Consider the following 14,102-nt stretch of genomic DNA (forward strand, 5'->3'; position numbering starts at 1 on the left):
ATGCAGAACCCCATCGGCCTGTCGATCGCGGGCGAGCGTCTCCGCTTCTTCTCCAGCCAGCGACTGCTCGCCTCGGATCTGGAAAACCTCGAAGCCAGCGGCCGCGAGCTGCGCTGGCTGCACAACCGCTCGCTCCATCAGCCCGGAGTGGCGAGCGGCTTCGCCGTTACGGGCGAGAAGGGCGCGCGGGAGGTGACCGTCGGCCCCGGCTACGCGGTCGACGCCTTCGGCCGCGAGATCGTCCTGACCGAAACACGGACGATCGCCGTGCCGCCGGTAGCGGGAGGGGCAGACGGCAAGGCGGCCGCCTTCGACCTCGCCGCCGCCTATCCGGGCGACGACCTCGACACCACCGAGACGCGGCGCAGCTTCTGCGGCGGCCCCGAGGCGGTCCGGCAGCGCGAGGTCCCGAGCCTTCAATGGGTTGACGTGCTGCGTCCGAGCGACCTGCTGCGCGAGCTCCTGTCCGCGCAGCGGATCGCGCTCGGCCGCGTCGAGGTGCTGAACTGCAAGCTCGCCTCCCGGATCTCCCTCGAGCGCCGGAGAGAGGCCAAGCCCTCGGCCTATCCGTTCATCGCGGCGGGCTCGACCGGCGTGGAGGCGTGGAGGTATCCGGCCGCGCCGACGGCTTTCGGCATCGAACTGACCGCCGAGGTGGATGCCGGCGCGGCCGGCTTCCGCGGGACGCCCCACTATCTCGTCAGCGTGGCCGGGGACCGCAGGATCGACATCGACGGCGTGTCCGTCCTGCTCGACGGCTTTCCGAGCGTCTCCAAGGCGAATGCGACGGGCTTCACGCTCTCGGTGCTGCTGCCGACGATGCTGATCGCGGCCTCCGGTGCCGGGGCGGCGGAGGTCCTCGGGCGCATCCGCGGCAGGCTGCCATGGCGCATCGAATGGGTGGGGGTCGAGAACTGATGGGCCAGGCCGACTTCCGCCACCTCAACCGCGACGGCCGATGGCTCGGCTGGCGCTTCAGCAACGTGACGGTCGACGGCGACGGCCGGGCAACGCTGACGCCGCTCGCGGCGGGGCCGGGTGTGGCGGTGCCGGCCGGGGAGGCGCCGGCGCCCGCGGGCGTTCTCAAGAGCGGAAGCGGCGCGTTGTGGTGGAGCTCGCCGGCGACCGGAACGCTGTGCCGGATCGGCCCCTGCGGAGATGACGACACGGCCTGCGCCGGCCCGGAGCTGGTCGAGCCGCGAGGCCTCGCCGCGGCGCGGGAGAGAGGGCTCGTCTGGCTCGCCGATCCGGGCCTGTCCCGGGTTCTGCTGCTTCGCTCCGACGGCTCGCTCGTGCAGGCGATCGGCGCGCCCGGCGCGCCCGGAGGCCCCGACGCGCCGCCAGGGACGCTGTCGGGTCCATCCGATGTCGAGACGGACGCGCGCGGCGCGGTCTACGTCCTCGATCCGCCGAACGCGCGGATCCAGAAGTTCTCGCCGACGGGCCAGGTCCGGAGCGCCTTCTGGCGCCGGATGCGCGTCGACGGACTGGTCCGCGACCCGCGGGCGATCACCTCCCGCGCCGGACAGGACGGCTTCGAGCTGCTGGTGCTGGACGGCGCCGCGCGCGCGGTCTTCGCCTTCGACGAGACCGGCGCCCCGATCGGCGGCGACGGCCGACCGCTCGACCTCGGCGCGGCGGGTGCTTCAACCGCGATCTGCGCGGCGGGCCGGCTGCTCTACGTCGGCGACGCCGCGCGCAACGCCATCCTCGCCTTCCGGCTCGACGGCGGCGAACCGGCCTTTGCCGGAACCGTCCCCGGCTATGCCGGACCGGCATCGGCGCTTTCAGCCTGTGCGGACGGTGACGTCTGGGTCCTCGGCGCGGGCGGGACGCCGGTCCGCCTCGCAGCCTCCGGCGGCTTCGGGACCCGCGGCGCGATGTGGACCGGGCCGGTGAGCGCCCGCGAGCCGCAGCTGGTCTGGAGCCGGCTGAGGTCGAAGATCGACTCGCTCGGTGAGCATTCCGCCTTCCGGATCTACGTCGCGACGAGCCGCGGCACGGACGCTCCTCCGGTCGATCCGGCCGCGCCCGAGCCCTTCGGCCCTCCCTGGCATGCACTCGCCCCCAATGTTCCGGCCGGCTACATCGGCGCCGAGCCGGCGCCGAACCTGTGGGTCGGGATCGTGCTGTCCGGCGACGGGCGCGGCTCACCGCAGCTCTCGCAGCTGCGCGTCGAGTACAACCAGCTCAGCTACCTGCCGCTTCTGCCCCGGATCTACCGGGAGCCGTCGCTGCGGGAGACGAACCGCGACGACTTCCTGCTGCGCTTCCTGTCGCTGGTCGAGAGCTTCATGGACGACGCGAGCGGGGCGATCGCGTCGCTCGACCGGCTGTTCGCGGAGGAGGGCGCCCCGCCCGAGGCCCTGCCCTGGCTCGCCGAACTGCTCGGGCTCGCGCCCGCCGAAGACTGGAGCGTCGCGAAGCTGAGGCGCGCCGTCGCCGGAGCGAGCGCCGCCGACGCCCTGCGGGGCACGGCGGCCGGGCTGCGAAGCTCCCTCATCGAGGCCATCGGCGGCGTCGCGCCTGTCATCGAGGACGGCGCCGGCGCCGGGATCTGGATCGCGCCGGGCGCGGCCTCTCCGGACGATGCCGGTCGCTGCTGCGGCGGGAGCTGCGGGTGTGACAGGGCCTGTGGCTGCACCGTGGATGGTGAGCGGACATGGATCGACAGCGACGACGCGCGGCTCGGCTTCACGACCTACCTGGCGGCGGTCGAGCCCTACGGCGCCGTGCTCGACGTCTCCGCGACGCTCGACCACACGCATCTCATCGACGAGGACAGGGTGTTCGAGCCGCTATTCGCGGAGACCGCGAGCCGCGTGTCGATCCGGCTGCCGCCCGGCGCGCTGACCGAGGAGCGCGAGGCGGCGATCCGGGCCGTGCTGGCGCGGGAGGGCCCGGCGCATGTGAGCTTCGAGATTCATTCCGCCGCGACCGGAGGCCGCCTCGGTCTCGCGATGCTCGGCGTCGAGACGGTCCTCGGCGGACCGCCGCCGCCCGCGGCGCTCGGCGGCGCGCCGCGCGGCCGCGTCGGCCAGGGCCTCGCGCTCGGACGGGCGGCGACCTTGTGAATGGGAGCAGGAGGGCGCGATGACCATGCGGCTCAAGGACAACGGCGGGGGAGGCGCGCTCGTATCCTTCACCCGCACCCGCTTCTTCCACGGGCAGCTTCTGGAAGCGCACCACCTCGAGGACGAGCAGTCCTACCTCAACGGCAAGCGGCGGCTGATCAACCGGCTCGTCAACGGTTACGGGGTCGTCGCCGGGCTGAACGTCGCGGTCGACCCGTCCGGCGTGAAGGTCGTGGTCTCGCCCGGCTTCGCGCTGGACAAGGCCGGACGCGAGATCGTCGTGCCGCGCGCGACGCTGTCCGAAGAGATCGCGCCGCGTCCGAACGGCGAGGACGGCCAGCCGAGACCCGAGGAGCGATGCCAGGACGATGGCGACTGGGTGCACGTGGTGCTGTGCTTCCACGAATGCCTGTCCGCGCCGGAAAAGAGCTTTGTCGGCGCCTGCGACTGCGACACCGAGTGCGAGCACGCGGCCGTCCGCGAGCGCTTCGAGATCCGCATCGAGGAGGGCCGCGCCAGGGGGCCGGACCTCGAATGCTCGATCCGCGACGCCGTGATCGGCTCGCGCATCCGCTACGAGGAGCTCGTCAACTGGGTAACGACCCGCGGGCTCGAGGTCCCGGCCGACGCTTGCATCCCGCTCGCGAACGTCCTGCGCCCCCCGGAGGGCGGGGGCATCGACAACGGCTCGATCGACATCAACGTCCGCCCGATCGTCTACGGCGCCGACCTGCTGTTCGAGCTGATCTGCGGGCTGGTCAACACGAACGACGAGCAGAGCCGGCCGCGCGGCGGCAAGCGCTGAGGAGGCGGACGATGACCGACACGACCGATTCCGCCACGTCGCTGAAGGGGACGAGCCGCGCGTTCGAGCGCCCGCGCTACTTTCCGCGCCAGCTGATCACACCGGACGACATGAACCTCGCGCAGGACTACGTCCGCAACCGGATGCGCCGGCACAACCGATTGCTGCACGGCTGGGGCGTCGTCTGCGGCGCGATCGTCCATCCGGGCAAGGATCCCTGGACCGTGGTCATCTCGCCTGGCTTCGTGCTCGGCCCCTACGGCGACGAGATCAGCATCGACCACCCGGTCACCTTCGACGTCCGGCTGCGCTGCAAGCCTGTCCAGGAGAGCGGCGGATGCCCTCCCTCCGCCGATCCATGGTGCAACGACGTGGCGGACCCCGCGCCGACCGAGGGCCAGGCGCTGTTCGTCGCCGTCCGCTACGCCGAGTTCCCGGCCCGGCCGGTACGGTCCTCCGGCTGCGGCTGCGGCGGGGACGAGTGCGAGTACAGTCGCTGGCGCGACGGCTACGAGATCTGCGTACTGGACGAGTGCCCGCCCTCGCACGTCCGCGCCGACGGCCAGGGCGAAGGGGGCTCCCGGTCGAACAAGCCCCCGGTCTGCGAATGCCCGACCGACCCGTGGGTCGTGCTCGCGCGCGTCGCCGCGGGCCGCGACGGGAGCCTGACGGTCGAGACATGCGCCTGTCGCAGGCACGTCGTCAGCCATGCAGGCGAATGGTGGGCCTGCCAGGAGGCACAGGACGGCTGAGCCATGCGGACGCCAGGGCACATCCGGACGGTCAGGCCGGGTCGCGCACCGGCCGACCGCGCACGGACGGACGGGGTCGGCGCGGAGCGCCCGAAGCCGCACGAACCTGCCGGCCGGCCAGGAAACCGCGCGCTCTACTACGCGCTCCGCTCCGCCCTTCCGGCGCAGGCGCCGTCGGGCAACCATTCTCCCGAGGTCGCGGCTCCGCCTCCGTCCCGCGCGTCGCAACCGCTGGAAGCGGAGGCGCGCCGATCCTCGCGCGCGGTGCTGGACAGGGCGCGGCCGGCCACCCTCGGGGCGATCGCGCCCGGACCGGCCGCGGCCGAGGCCTTGGGCGGCGGCGCGCCGCGCACCGGAGCGCCGATGAGCGCGGCGCTCAGGGCCCGTCTGGAACCGGCGCTCGGATCGTCCCTCGCCGCCGCGCGCATTCACACGGGCCCTCGGGCGGACACCGTCGCGCGCGCTCATGAGGCGCGGGCGGTGACGGTCAGCTCGGACATCTATTTCGCGGAGGGGCAATACGACCCGGACGCGCCGCAGGGTCTCGCCCTGATCGCCCACGAGGCGGCGCACGTCGTTCAGGCGCGGCGGTTGCCCGCGGGAGCGCCCGCGCCCGCCCTTGCCTCGTCCTGGCGCGATGCGGCGGAAGAATGGGCCGCCGAGAAGAAGGCGCAGGCCTCCGAATGGTACGACCGCGAGAAGTGGAACGTCTACCGCGCCATGATCGCCGCGCTCAGGGGCGCGAAGGGGACCGGGATCAGCAAGCTCCGGACTCTCCTCACCGGCGTTTCGGCGGATTTGCGGCCGGCCGCCGAGATCCTCGTCGATGTGCTCGATGGCATCCTCGACATGGTCATCGCGCTGCTGCTCGCGGTGATCGGCATGGTCGTCGGCTTCGTCGAGGGCATCGCCGGCATGATCAGCGGCCTCGTCACGCTCGCCTACAAGGCGCTCGCGATGGCCGCGGACCTCGTGCTGGCGCTCGCCGGCAGGCCCGACGCCTTCCGGAAAGACGTCGACGGCCTCGTCAGAGCGTTGCGGGCCCTGCCGGGCGCCCTGAAGGCCGCGATCGACGCGTGGCTGGAGAAATGGCGAAAGGCGACGCCCGAGGAGCAGGTGATCATGGGCGGCGAACTTCTCGGTCAGATCGAGGCCTTCATCGCGACCTTCTCCGTCTCGGGCGCGAAGGCCGGCGGCCTGAGGCTGACGGTCCCGGTTCCCAGACTCGCCGCTCTCGCCGACGGATCGGTGCAGCTGGGCGTGGCGACGGCGGCGGTTCCGACAATCGCTCCCCGCCTCGCCGCCGAGGGAGCGGTCATCGGCAGTCAGGCCTTGGCCATGACGGCTCACGGCCCGACGGGGTCCGGTGGCGGCGGATCGTCCGGCGGCGGGGGTGCGCCTCGGGAACCCGGACCGCTGGCCGGGATGTCGGACGCCGAGATCGAGAAGGCTTTGGCCGAGATCGAGATGAAGCCGGCCGGCGATCTTATCAGCGATCTCTTCGTGCACGAGCAGCGGGCCGAGGCGCTCGACGAACTGCGCCGGATCAAGGGAGACCCGACGCTCAAGGGGCGGCCCGGCAAGACGCCGAAGGGTGAGGCCATCAACCCGAGCCCCGGCTACCAGTCGGCGCATTTGGCGCCGCAATCGCTCTTCATCTATCGCAACGGAAAGCTGCTGCACGGCTACGACCCGGGCAAGATGGTCACGCGGCTCCTGCCGACCGGAAAGGGGCACGCCCACACGCTGTTCGACCAGTTCTGGCAGCGGGAATTCAGGGCGATGTCCGGAACGCACACGACCGTTGCCGAGGCCGAGCAGGTGCTCGTGCGCGCCGCGCGTGAGTCCGGAGCGTTCTCCGCCGCCGAAGCGGAGTCGATGGCCGCGCTCATCCGGAACGACTTCCGCTTTCAGCTCGACCTGAAAGACACGGACGTCGTGCGCATTCCGGGAAAGTGAGGGAAGTGGGCTATGGCCTCCGTCACCCCTCAGGGGGCGCAACCCGCGGCCCGCACTCCCGCCAGGGCGCCGGCGAGCCGGACGCCGGAACGCCCGGCGGGTTCCGGCGTCGCCGACAGCGCGCCGCGCGTCGGCAACCGCGCGCTGTTTGCCATGACGTCGTCCGGTGAGGACGCGCCGCTGGTACAGGCCATGTGCCGCAATCCGGGGTGCCTGCAGCTGGCCGCGGCGGTGCAGCGGCGGGCGATCCGGCGCCAGACGTCGGACCGGTTCGAGATCGAGGCGGACCGCACCGCAGACCTCGTCATGCGCCCGGCTCCGCACGTCGCGGCCCCGTCGATCCAGCGCGTCAGCCCGTCGGCCGGCGCGGCGGTCCAGAGGGCGACCGAGGACGAGCAGGCCGAGGAGGCCGAGGGCCAGGCAGTTGACGCCGAGTTCGGCATCCAGGCCAAGGGTCGCGAAGAGCGCGGCGAGGAAGGCGGCGGCCCCGCGCCGTTCGTGGTTGGCGGCGGGGGCGGTCATCCGCTGCCGGCGCAGCAGCGCACCTTCCTCGAACCGCGCTTCGGCCGCGACCTCGGCGCCGTGCGCGTCCATACCGGTTCGCAGGCCGACGCCTCGGCGCGCTCGCTCGGCGCGCTGGCCTACACGCAGGGCCCCCACATCGTGTTCCGCTCCGGCGAATACTCGCCGGCGTCGGAGACCGGCGGCTGGCTGCTCGCCCACGAACTGACCCACGTGGCGCAGCAAGGCCATGCGCCGGCGCTGGGGGCGGAGGGCGCGTCGGCCTCGCCGGCGGCGGCAGGCGCCGTCCAGCGCTACGCGGATACCAACCTGCCGGTCAGGCGAGCGATCGACGTGGCCTACGCGCGATCCCTGACCGACACGGAGCTCGAGGCCGCGACCCTCGCGGCCCAGCAGGCCCACGACGCCGAAAATGAGAGCAACGCGTACACGCTCGTGCTCCAGGCCAATCTCGCGATTCTGCATGCCGAACGCTTCGTCCGGGACAACTCGACGAGGATACCCGACGACCTGAAGCCGCAGCCGCCCGATGAGACCGACGTCCCGTTCGAGGAGAAGGAGTTCGACGTCGACGCCGAGGACTGGGCCGCGCCGGAGCCCGTTCCGGGCATTACGCGCGTGGATCCGGCGCGACTGAGGCCCGCTCCGAGCGAGGCGGGCCCGTTCGAGGACATCCCGATCAACACCCGGCTCGTCGTCGTCACCACGCGCAACGGATGGAGCCAGGTGACGCTGGAGGACGGCCGGAAAGGCTGGATCAGCTCGAGCCGCGTCGAAACCAAGCTTCCCGACCCGGATGCCCGGCTCTACACCGTCAAGGCAGGCGACACGGCGCAGACCATCGCACGCCGCTTCTACGGCAAGCACTCCACCGAATGGGGCCAGGACGAGCGCTACTTCGTCAACGTGCTGTTCCACGTCAACAGCCTGTTCCCTGCCCAGAAGGACCAGGGCATCATCCGCCCGGCCGGCAAGGAGGACGACTGGGACGCGACGGTCGTCAAGGCCGACCACAAGATCTGGATCCCGGGGGTCGACTACGCGCTCGGCCTGAAGGGGATCGTGCCCTCGGGCTCATTCACCTACGAGACCTGGCAGACCATCAAGAACATCTTCGTCGGCACCGCGGGCTTCATATCCGGCCTGCTGGTGGGGGCACTCGAATCTGTCGTCGACGTCTTCGTCGGCATCTGGGACATGATCAAGATCGCCTGGGACGTCATCAAGAGCATCGTCACCGGCGAGATCGTCTCGGACATCAAGAAGCTCTGGGACGACCTTTCCAAACTGACGCTGGACGACATCGTCAACGCCGGCCTCGAGTGGTTCAAATCGAAGTGGTTCGCCGACGGCACCTGGTCGCGCTGGTACAATCGCGGCTGGCTGATCGGCTACATCATCGTCGAGATCCTGCTGCTGATCTTCAGCGACGGCATCGCGACGGCGGTCAAATGGGTCGGGAAGACCGCCAAGTTCGCCAAGCTGCTCGAGAAGCTGCCGACCATCGCCAAGATGATCAAGAAGGCCGAGAAGGTGACCGGCGCCGCCGCCGACGCCCTGCGCCTCGGCTCCAAGGCGCTGTCGAAGGTGCATCACTGGGCGCAGACGGCGCTGCGCATCCCGCTGGAGATCATCAAGGACACGTCCGCCGCGGCCCTGGAACGGCTCAAGGGCCTGTCCGCCTGGGCCAAGGAGAAGTTCCGCTTCCTGAACCCATTCGCGATGAAGCTCGCGCTCGGCTGTGCCTCGCCTTGCAGGGTCAACATCCACGAGATCGAGGGGTTTCTGAAGAACCTCGCTGCCAAGGGCATCAAGGCCGGCGCCAAGCTCGGCGGCGACGTCGAGAAGATCATCGCGGCGCTGCCGGCCGACAAGCTCAACCTGAAGATGATCCGGAAGAAGTTGAAATCCAGACCGGCGCTTGCAAAACTGATCGAATCCGCTGATCTCACTGCCGACGATTTCGGGAAGATCGCGCATTTCACGACGGCGGGCGATCTCGCCAGCGAGGCGCAGTCGTACCGCACCTTCGTGAGGTATCTCACGGCCGTGGTGCCGGCGAAAGCCGAGGGGGACATTACCAAGCTCAACAAGATCATCGCCGCCATGATGAAGACCGATGCGAAGATGTCCGAGAAGGTCAAGACTGCGATCATCCGCCAGGGATCGGCAATGAAGGGCTCGATGTTCGAGGGATTCGCCAAGCTCAACATTCCGGAACTCGGCGGCAAGGACTTTGCACGGGTCACCTTCAAGCAGACCGCGACGCTCGCGCTCGAGAAGACACAGCGCACCGCCGACAACTTCGTCGCCGCGACGGGCGAGATCTGGGAGATCAAGCATACCTGGGACAAGGTCCCGGCGGACCAGATGCGCGACTATCAGAAAATCATTGGCCAGGTGGCGCCGGGGGGAGAGAAAGTGAAGGGCGTGAACTATCTGTTCCCGGACAAGGCTGCCGCCGAGGCCAACAAGCACCTCAAGGATGCAGGCTTCGGCGTCCGCTATCTCGTCGGCAAGGGCATGGCTGCGCTATGATCGACATCGACTTCCCCGACGCGGTGCAGTGGCGCGTCGCCACGCATGTCCACGACTGGCTCGGCGGAGACGCGTTGCGGGCGCTGCTCGGAGGCTGGGCGAAGCACGGCCTGATCGGGCGTCCCAGCGAATTCGAGGTCGGCGACGATGACGACCCGTGGATCGTCGAGGACGCGGAGACGCTCGCCGACGCAATCCTGCGCGTCCCGAGGAACAGGGCCGGTGGCGTCAGCGGCCGCATGCGCGGCGATCAGCCGAGGCCGTGGGGGCTCTCCTTCATCCTCGCCGCCTTCGACACGCAGGGCGGCCGCACGGAGGGCTACTCCATCGTCAACCTCAACCTGCCTCGCGGCGAGAGCGAGAGGAACTCCGCCGCACTGCTGAACTGTTTCGAGGAACTCTGCCGTCCGGACCGCTGCGAATACGCCTCGATCCACCCGCGGCTGCGGGCCGAGGAGCTTCGCATGTTCGCCTACACGCCCCCGCTCACAATCGCGCCGATGTTCGCCGGCCTGTTCTGGGCGAACTTCCTGGGTCCCGGAACCATCGAGGCGTTCGACGTCGGTGCCATCGACAGCCTCGCGGTCGCGCGGCGGCGTTGGTTCGGCGACCGGGGCGTGGCGATCGTCGTGACGGAGGACATCGCGTCGATCTGCACGCCGAAGGGCGAGAAGCGGCTCATCGCATTGACCGACCAGCTGCGTGCGGCGGTGGCACCGAATTGACCTGGACCTCCGGCGCGGAGCTCGTCCTGAGCCACGGGCTCGACCAGAGCCGGCGCAGCCGCTCGCCGCGAACGGAAAGGCTCCTGGCCGAGATCTGCCATCTCGCGGCCTGCGATCTGCGCGTGTGCCCGCTCCACCAGCCTGCGCTTACCGGCGTCCTCGTCGATGCGGAACTTCGCTGTCGCGTCCGGGAAGGCTCAGGGTAATACCGCCGCGCCTTCGAACGGACGCGTTCGACGGTGCCAGGCAAGCCCGAACGGGCGCCGGCGCTGATGCGCCGCTCGCCTTCGCATGGACGCGGCGATGCGAAGGCGCGAGGGTATAAGAAGTCGGTGCCGTGGCGGCTGATCGGCGAGGCGGTGCGCGTCACCGTGAGCGGGGCGAGGGTGCGCGTCCACCATGGCGGGCAGGAGGTCGCCAGCCACGTCGAGCGGCTCGGCGATTCGGGCCTAACTTTCGCGCCCTGTTCAGTCTTCGTCCTGCCACCTCCGCAGGTCCGTCTGGTCATGATAGGCCATGCGGTCGGGTGTGGTGATGAACTCGATCGTGGTGCCCCAGGGCATCCGGCAGTAGCAGACCTTGTTTCCCGGACCTTTTTCAGTCGCGTAGGGAATGGCGCGCGGCGCGGTAAGGGGCGTACCGCCAGCTCTCTCGAAGCGCTCGACCGACGCATCGATGTCATCGGTGTAAAGCGCGAAATGCGTGATGCCGAAGTCGCTGGCCCGGACCGGCTGGGCCTGTTCGGGGCCGTGCATCTCGAACAGCTCGATGTCGGGTCCGGATCCGATCTTGACCATCGCCTGGCCACGAACGACGGTTCCGGGGAACGCACCGACTGCCCGCTCGAATTCGGGCCCCTGCCGCGGCGGATCCTGCGGTCCGAAGGACTGGTAGATCACCTGGCCGCCGAAGGCTTCCACCAGGAATGATGTCGCCGCTTCGATGTCGGGTACCGTGATGCCGATATGATTGACGCCGCGAATGACCGGTGAGGACATGACGGTCTCCTTCCTTGACTGGGTCGATCGCGATCCCCTGAACGGGCTTTGCCCGCAGGGCCGCGGCCGGCTTGGCCCGCAATGTCGTGCGGGCGCCGGCTTTCAGTTGGCCTTCAGGAAATCGATCAGAGCGGCCGCGACTTCGTGCGGCCGCTCGTCGGCGACATAGTGGCTGCACCGCGCAATCGAGCCGCCCGTCACGTTGCTGGCGAACTCCTGCAGCATCGGCACCATCTGCGCCCCGAACCGCTGGTCTCCGCCTAAGCCAAGCACCGGTATCTCGAGCGGCTGCTTCTTGTACTCGAGGGCAGCCGCGTGATCGGCGGCGAGGGTGCGATACCATTCCATGCCGCCGCGCGTGCGGCCGGGAAGCGCCATCGCCTTCGCGTAGATGTCAATGTCCGCCGGATCGAAGGTGCTGTGATCGTAGAACCGCTCGGCCATGAAGGTCGAAACATAGTCATATTCACGGCCGTGGATCAGGCGCTCGGGCAGATCCCGGTTCATATGGAAACCAAAGTGCCAGAGTCGCGCGGTCGTCGCCTCCCATCCGGTCCAGCCGGGAAGCGGCACGTCGAGCACGGCCAGATGCGTGATCGCCGCCCGATAGATCGCCGCCTGCGGCAGCGCCACCATGCCGCCGATGTCGTGCCCACACACCGCGTAGCGCTCATGCCCGAGGGCGACCATGACCTCATGCGCATCGCGCGCCATCGTTGCCTTGTCATAGCCGTCGAGCGGACAGTCGGAGAATCCCGCACCGCGCAGATCGACGGCCACCACGCTGAAATGCGCGGCCAGCAGCGGCATCACATGGTGCCATTCCCACCAGGTTTCAGGCCAGCCATGAAGCAGAAGAATCGGCGGGCCAGCGCCTCCGGTGACGGCGTTGAGCTTGATGCCGTTCACCGGCACGAGTTGCTGGGCAAATCCCTGCAAAGTTGCGATCATGATCGCACTCCAGTCAGATGGTGGCGTTGGAACAGCGCTGGCGCTCGGCGCTCAGGGCCGATCGAAATCCGTGGCGATCGAAATATCGCGCCAGGCATCGATATCGCGGCGAAACGCCGCCAGCTTCCGCTCGGCGATCGCGTGCGCGATCGGGCCAAGTGGCAAATGAAGCGGAGCGTCGTCGGCGTCGACTGCCTGCAGGATCACGGCAATGGCCTTATCGGGATCGCCGGCCTGGTTGCCATCGTTGGTCTCGCGATAGTGCTTGCGCGAGCTCGCCGCATAGTCCGGCATCTCCTGTGCCGCCATGATGATCGAGCGGCCGAGAAAATCGGTGCGAAACGGCCCAGGCTCGACGATCAGCACGCGGATACCGAAGGGTTCCAACTCGCCCGCGAGCGCCTCGGAAATGCCTTCCACCGCGAACTTGGCGGCATTGTAGTAGCCTCCTCCGCCACCGCCCGCGATGCCGGCGCCGGAGGACATGGTGACGATCGTTCCGCCCTTGCGCCGCAGGACGGGCAGAGCGGCTCTGGTGGTTTCGATCAGGCCGAAGACGTTCACCTCGAACATCGGCCGATATTCTTCGGGCGTGCCTTCCTCGATCGCGCCGTACAGTCCGTAGCCGGCATTGTTCACGAGCACGTCGAACCCGCCGAATGTCTCGACGGCCTTGTTGACCGCTGACCTGGCAGCCGCCGCATCCGTCACGTCGAGCGGCAGCGTGATCATGCGGCCGGCGAAGGGTGCCGCCATCTCTTCGATGGATTTGACGTTGCGAGCGGTCGCGATGACCTGATCGCCGCGCTGTGCCGCGGCCAGGGCAAGGCGCTGGCCGAAACCGCTCGAGCAGCCCGTAATGAGCCAAGTTTTCATCAATTCTTCTCCAAGTCGTTTTCCGACGACACCACGCTGTCGCGGCCGCGAACCGTCATATCGGCCATGATCGACCAGTCCTTTTCCCCGAGGCCCGCCGAGACAGCTCTGCTGAGCCCTTCGCGGACAGCGTCAAGCATCGGGAGCGTGCGTCCGATCTCGTTGCCGGCCTCAGTCGCCAGGCGCATGTCCTTGAGGGCGAGCTTGGCTTTGAAACCCGGCTCGAATGATCGTTCCGTGATCTGCGCGCTGTAGCTCTCATAGGCGCGGCCGGAGAACAGGGTGCCCAGGATCAGTTCAAAGAAATCCGCACGGTTGAGGCCGACGCTCTCGGTCAGCACGACACCTTCAGCCATGGCTTCTATAGCCATGGCGATCATCATGTTGCAGGCGAGCTTTGCCGCATTCGCCCGAGCGGGATTCTCGCCCAACCTCCAGACCTTTTTGCTGAGCGGGGCGAGCAGCGGTTCAATCGCGGCAACGGCATCGGACTTCCCGGCCGCCAGGATGTTAAGCTGGCCACTCGCCGCCACGTTCGGTCGACCGAGGACTGGTGCGGACACGTAGCCAATGCCCGCCTCTTCGTGCAGGAGCTCCAGTTCCCGTGCGAAAGCGATCGAGATCGTCGATGTGACGACATGGGTCAGCCCTGGACGCGCGTTCGCCAGCAAGCCGGCATCAAGGATCACCTCCCGAATGGCCGGGTCGTCGGACAGCATCGTGAACACTGCGTCAGCCTTGAATGCATCTGCCGCGTGTTCGACCAGCGTTACCCCGGGAATGCTGTCCTGGGCGACCATGCTCCGGTTCCAGGCCCGCACGTCGTGGCCTGCCTTCACCAGGTTTAGGGCCATTGCTGAGCCCATACTGCCGAGACCGATGAATCCGACCTGCATGGTCTA

At 68.9% G+C, this 14,102-nt stretch carries 11 protein-coding genes and 1 pseudogene; 8 read left to right on the forward strand and 4 right to left on the reverse strand.

The features are described from left to right. The 8 genes and pseudogenes from MFF64_RS22630 to MFF64_RS38630 form a co-directional block, all read left to right on the forward strand. Window positions 1-918 carry a hypothetical protein gene (locus MFF64_RS22630; protein WP_099901629.1) on the forward strand — a complete coding sequence of 306 codons (918 nt, stop codon included), beginning with the start codon at window positions 1-3 and terminating at the stop codon, window positions 916-918. Continuing rightward, window positions 918-3,074, forward strand: a complete 2,157-nt coding sequence (locus MFF64_RS22635) for a phage tail protein (protein ID WP_238192471.1) — start codon at window positions 918-920, stop codon at window positions 3,072-3,074. Before MFF64_RS22630 ends, MFF64_RS22635 begins: the two co-directional genes overlap by 1 nt. Window positions 3,075-3,093: 19 nt before the next feature. After that, window positions 3,094-3,879, forward strand: coding sequence for a hypothetical protein (locus tag MFF64_RS22640; protein WP_238192472.1), 786 nt, complete (start codon window positions 3,094-3,096; stop codon window positions 3,877-3,879). Window positions 3,880-3,890: 11 nt separating this feature from the next. Beyond that, a complete protein-coding gene (locus MFF64_RS22645; RefSeq protein WP_238192473.1) occupies window positions 3,891-4,631 on the forward strand; it encodes a hypothetical protein in 741 nt (246 codons plus the stop codon). 363 nt (window positions 4,632-4,994) lie between these two features. Continuing rightward, on the forward strand, window positions 4,995-6,590 hold the full coding sequence (locus MFF64_RS22650) for an eCIS core domain-containing protein (RefSeq protein WP_238192474.1): 1,596 nt from the start codon (window positions 4,995-4,997) through the stop codon (window positions 6,588-6,590). 12 nt (window positions 6,591-6,602) lie between these two features. Beyond that, a complete protein-coding gene (locus tag MFF64_RS22655; RefSeq protein WP_238192475.1) occupies window positions 6,603-9,650 on the forward strand; it encodes an eCIS core domain-containing protein in 3,048 nt (1,015 codons plus the stop codon). Then, window positions 9,647-10,375, forward strand: a complete 729-nt coding sequence (locus MFF64_RS22660; protein ID WP_099901544.1) for a hypothetical protein — start codon at window positions 9,647-9,649, stop codon at window positions 10,373-10,375. Before MFF64_RS22655 ends, MFF64_RS22660 begins: the two co-directional genes overlap by 4 nt. A gap of 272 nt (window positions 10,376-10,647) precedes the next feature. Then, a pseudogene (locus MFF64_RS38630) lies at window positions 10,648-10,803 on the forward strand (Mu transposase domain-containing protein); the annotation flags it as partial. A gap of 39 nt (window positions 10,804-10,842) precedes the next feature. On the opposite strand, the gene MFF64_RS22665 reads toward MFF64_RS38630, so the two are convergent. The 4 genes from MFF64_RS22665 to MFF64_RS22680 all read right to left on the reverse strand — a co-directional run bounded on the left by MFF64_RS22665 (window position 10,843) and on the right by MFF64_RS22680 (window position 14,096). Further along, complete coding sequence (locus MFF64_RS22665) at window positions 10,843-11,373, reverse strand: VOC family protein (RefSeq protein WP_099901546.1); 531 nt, start codon at window positions 11,371-11,373, stop codon at window positions 10,843-10,845. A 102-nt stretch (window positions 11,374-11,475) separates the two neighbouring features. After that, window positions 11,476-12,324, reverse strand: a complete 849-nt coding sequence (locus tag MFF64_RS22670) for an alpha/beta fold hydrolase (RefSeq protein WP_238192476.1) — start codon at window positions 12,322-12,324, stop codon at window positions 11,476-11,478. Between the two features lie 51 nt (window positions 12,325-12,375). Continuing rightward, the gene (locus MFF64_RS22675; protein WP_238192477.1) at window positions 12,376-13,200 is read right to left on the reverse strand and encodes an oxidoreductase; all 825 of its coding nucleotides are present in this window, start codon (window positions 13,198-13,200) and stop codon (window positions 12,376-12,378) included. Further along, entirely contained in the window at window positions 13,200-14,096 is an 897-nt protein-coding gene (locus MFF64_RS22680; RefSeq protein ID WP_238192478.1) for an NAD(P)-dependent oxidoreductase, read from the reverse strand. Before MFF64_RS22680 ends, MFF64_RS22675 begins: the two co-directional genes overlap by 1 nt. Between the last annotated feature and the right edge of the window lie 6 nt (window positions 14,097-14,102).

It is taken from the genome of Methylobacterium frigidaeris (assembly GCF_022179185.1).
In the GTDB taxonomy this organism is placed as follows: Bacteria; Pseudomonadota; Alphaproteobacteria; order Rhizobiales; family Beijerinckiaceae; genus Methylobacterium; species Methylobacterium frigidaeris.

Bases quoted from the DNA above. Each gene is read 5' to 3' on its own strand.
- MFF64_RS22630 (WP_099901629.1), top strand. From the start codon at position 1: ATGCAGAACCCCATCGGCCTGTCGATCGCGGGCGAGCGTCTCCGCTTC.
- MFF64_RS22635 (WP_238192471.1), top strand. From the start codon at position 918: ATGGGCCAGGCCGACTTCCGCCACCTCAACCGCGACGGCCGATGGCTC.
- MFF64_RS22640 (WP_238192472.1), top strand. From the start codon at position 3,094: ATGACCATGCGGCTCAAGGACAACGGCGGGGGAGGCGCGCTCGTATCC.
- MFF64_RS22645 (WP_238192473.1), top strand. From the start codon at position 3,891: ATGACCGACACGACCGATTCCGCCACGTCGCTGAAGGGGACGAGCCGC.
- MFF64_RS22650 (WP_238192474.1), top strand. From the start codon at position 4,995: ATGAGCGCGGCGCTCAGGGCCCGTCTGGAACCGGCGCTCGGATCGTCC.
- MFF64_RS22655 (WP_238192475.1), top strand. From the start codon at position 6,603: ATGGCCTCCGTCACCCCTCAGGGGGCGCAACCCGCGGCCCGCACTCCC.
- MFF64_RS22660 (WP_099901544.1), top strand. From the start codon at position 9,647: ATGATCGACATCGACTTCCCCGACGCGGTGCAGTGGCGCGTCGCCACG.
- MFF64_RS22665 (WP_099901546.1), bottom strand. From the start codon at position 11,373: ATGTCCTCACCGGTCATTCGCGGCGTCAATCATATCGGCATCACGGTA.
- MFF64_RS22670 (WP_238192476.1), bottom strand. From the start codon at position 12,324: ATGATCGCAACTTTGCAGGGATTTGCCCAGCAACTCGTGCCGGTGAAC.
- MFF64_RS22675 (WP_238192477.1), bottom strand. From the start codon at position 13,200: ATGAAAACTTGGCTCATTACGGGCTGCTCGAGCGGTTTCGGCCAGCGC.
- MFF64_RS22680 (WP_238192478.1), bottom strand. From the start codon at position 14,096: ATGCAGGTCGGATTCATCGGTCTCGGCAGTATGGGCTCAGCAATGGCC.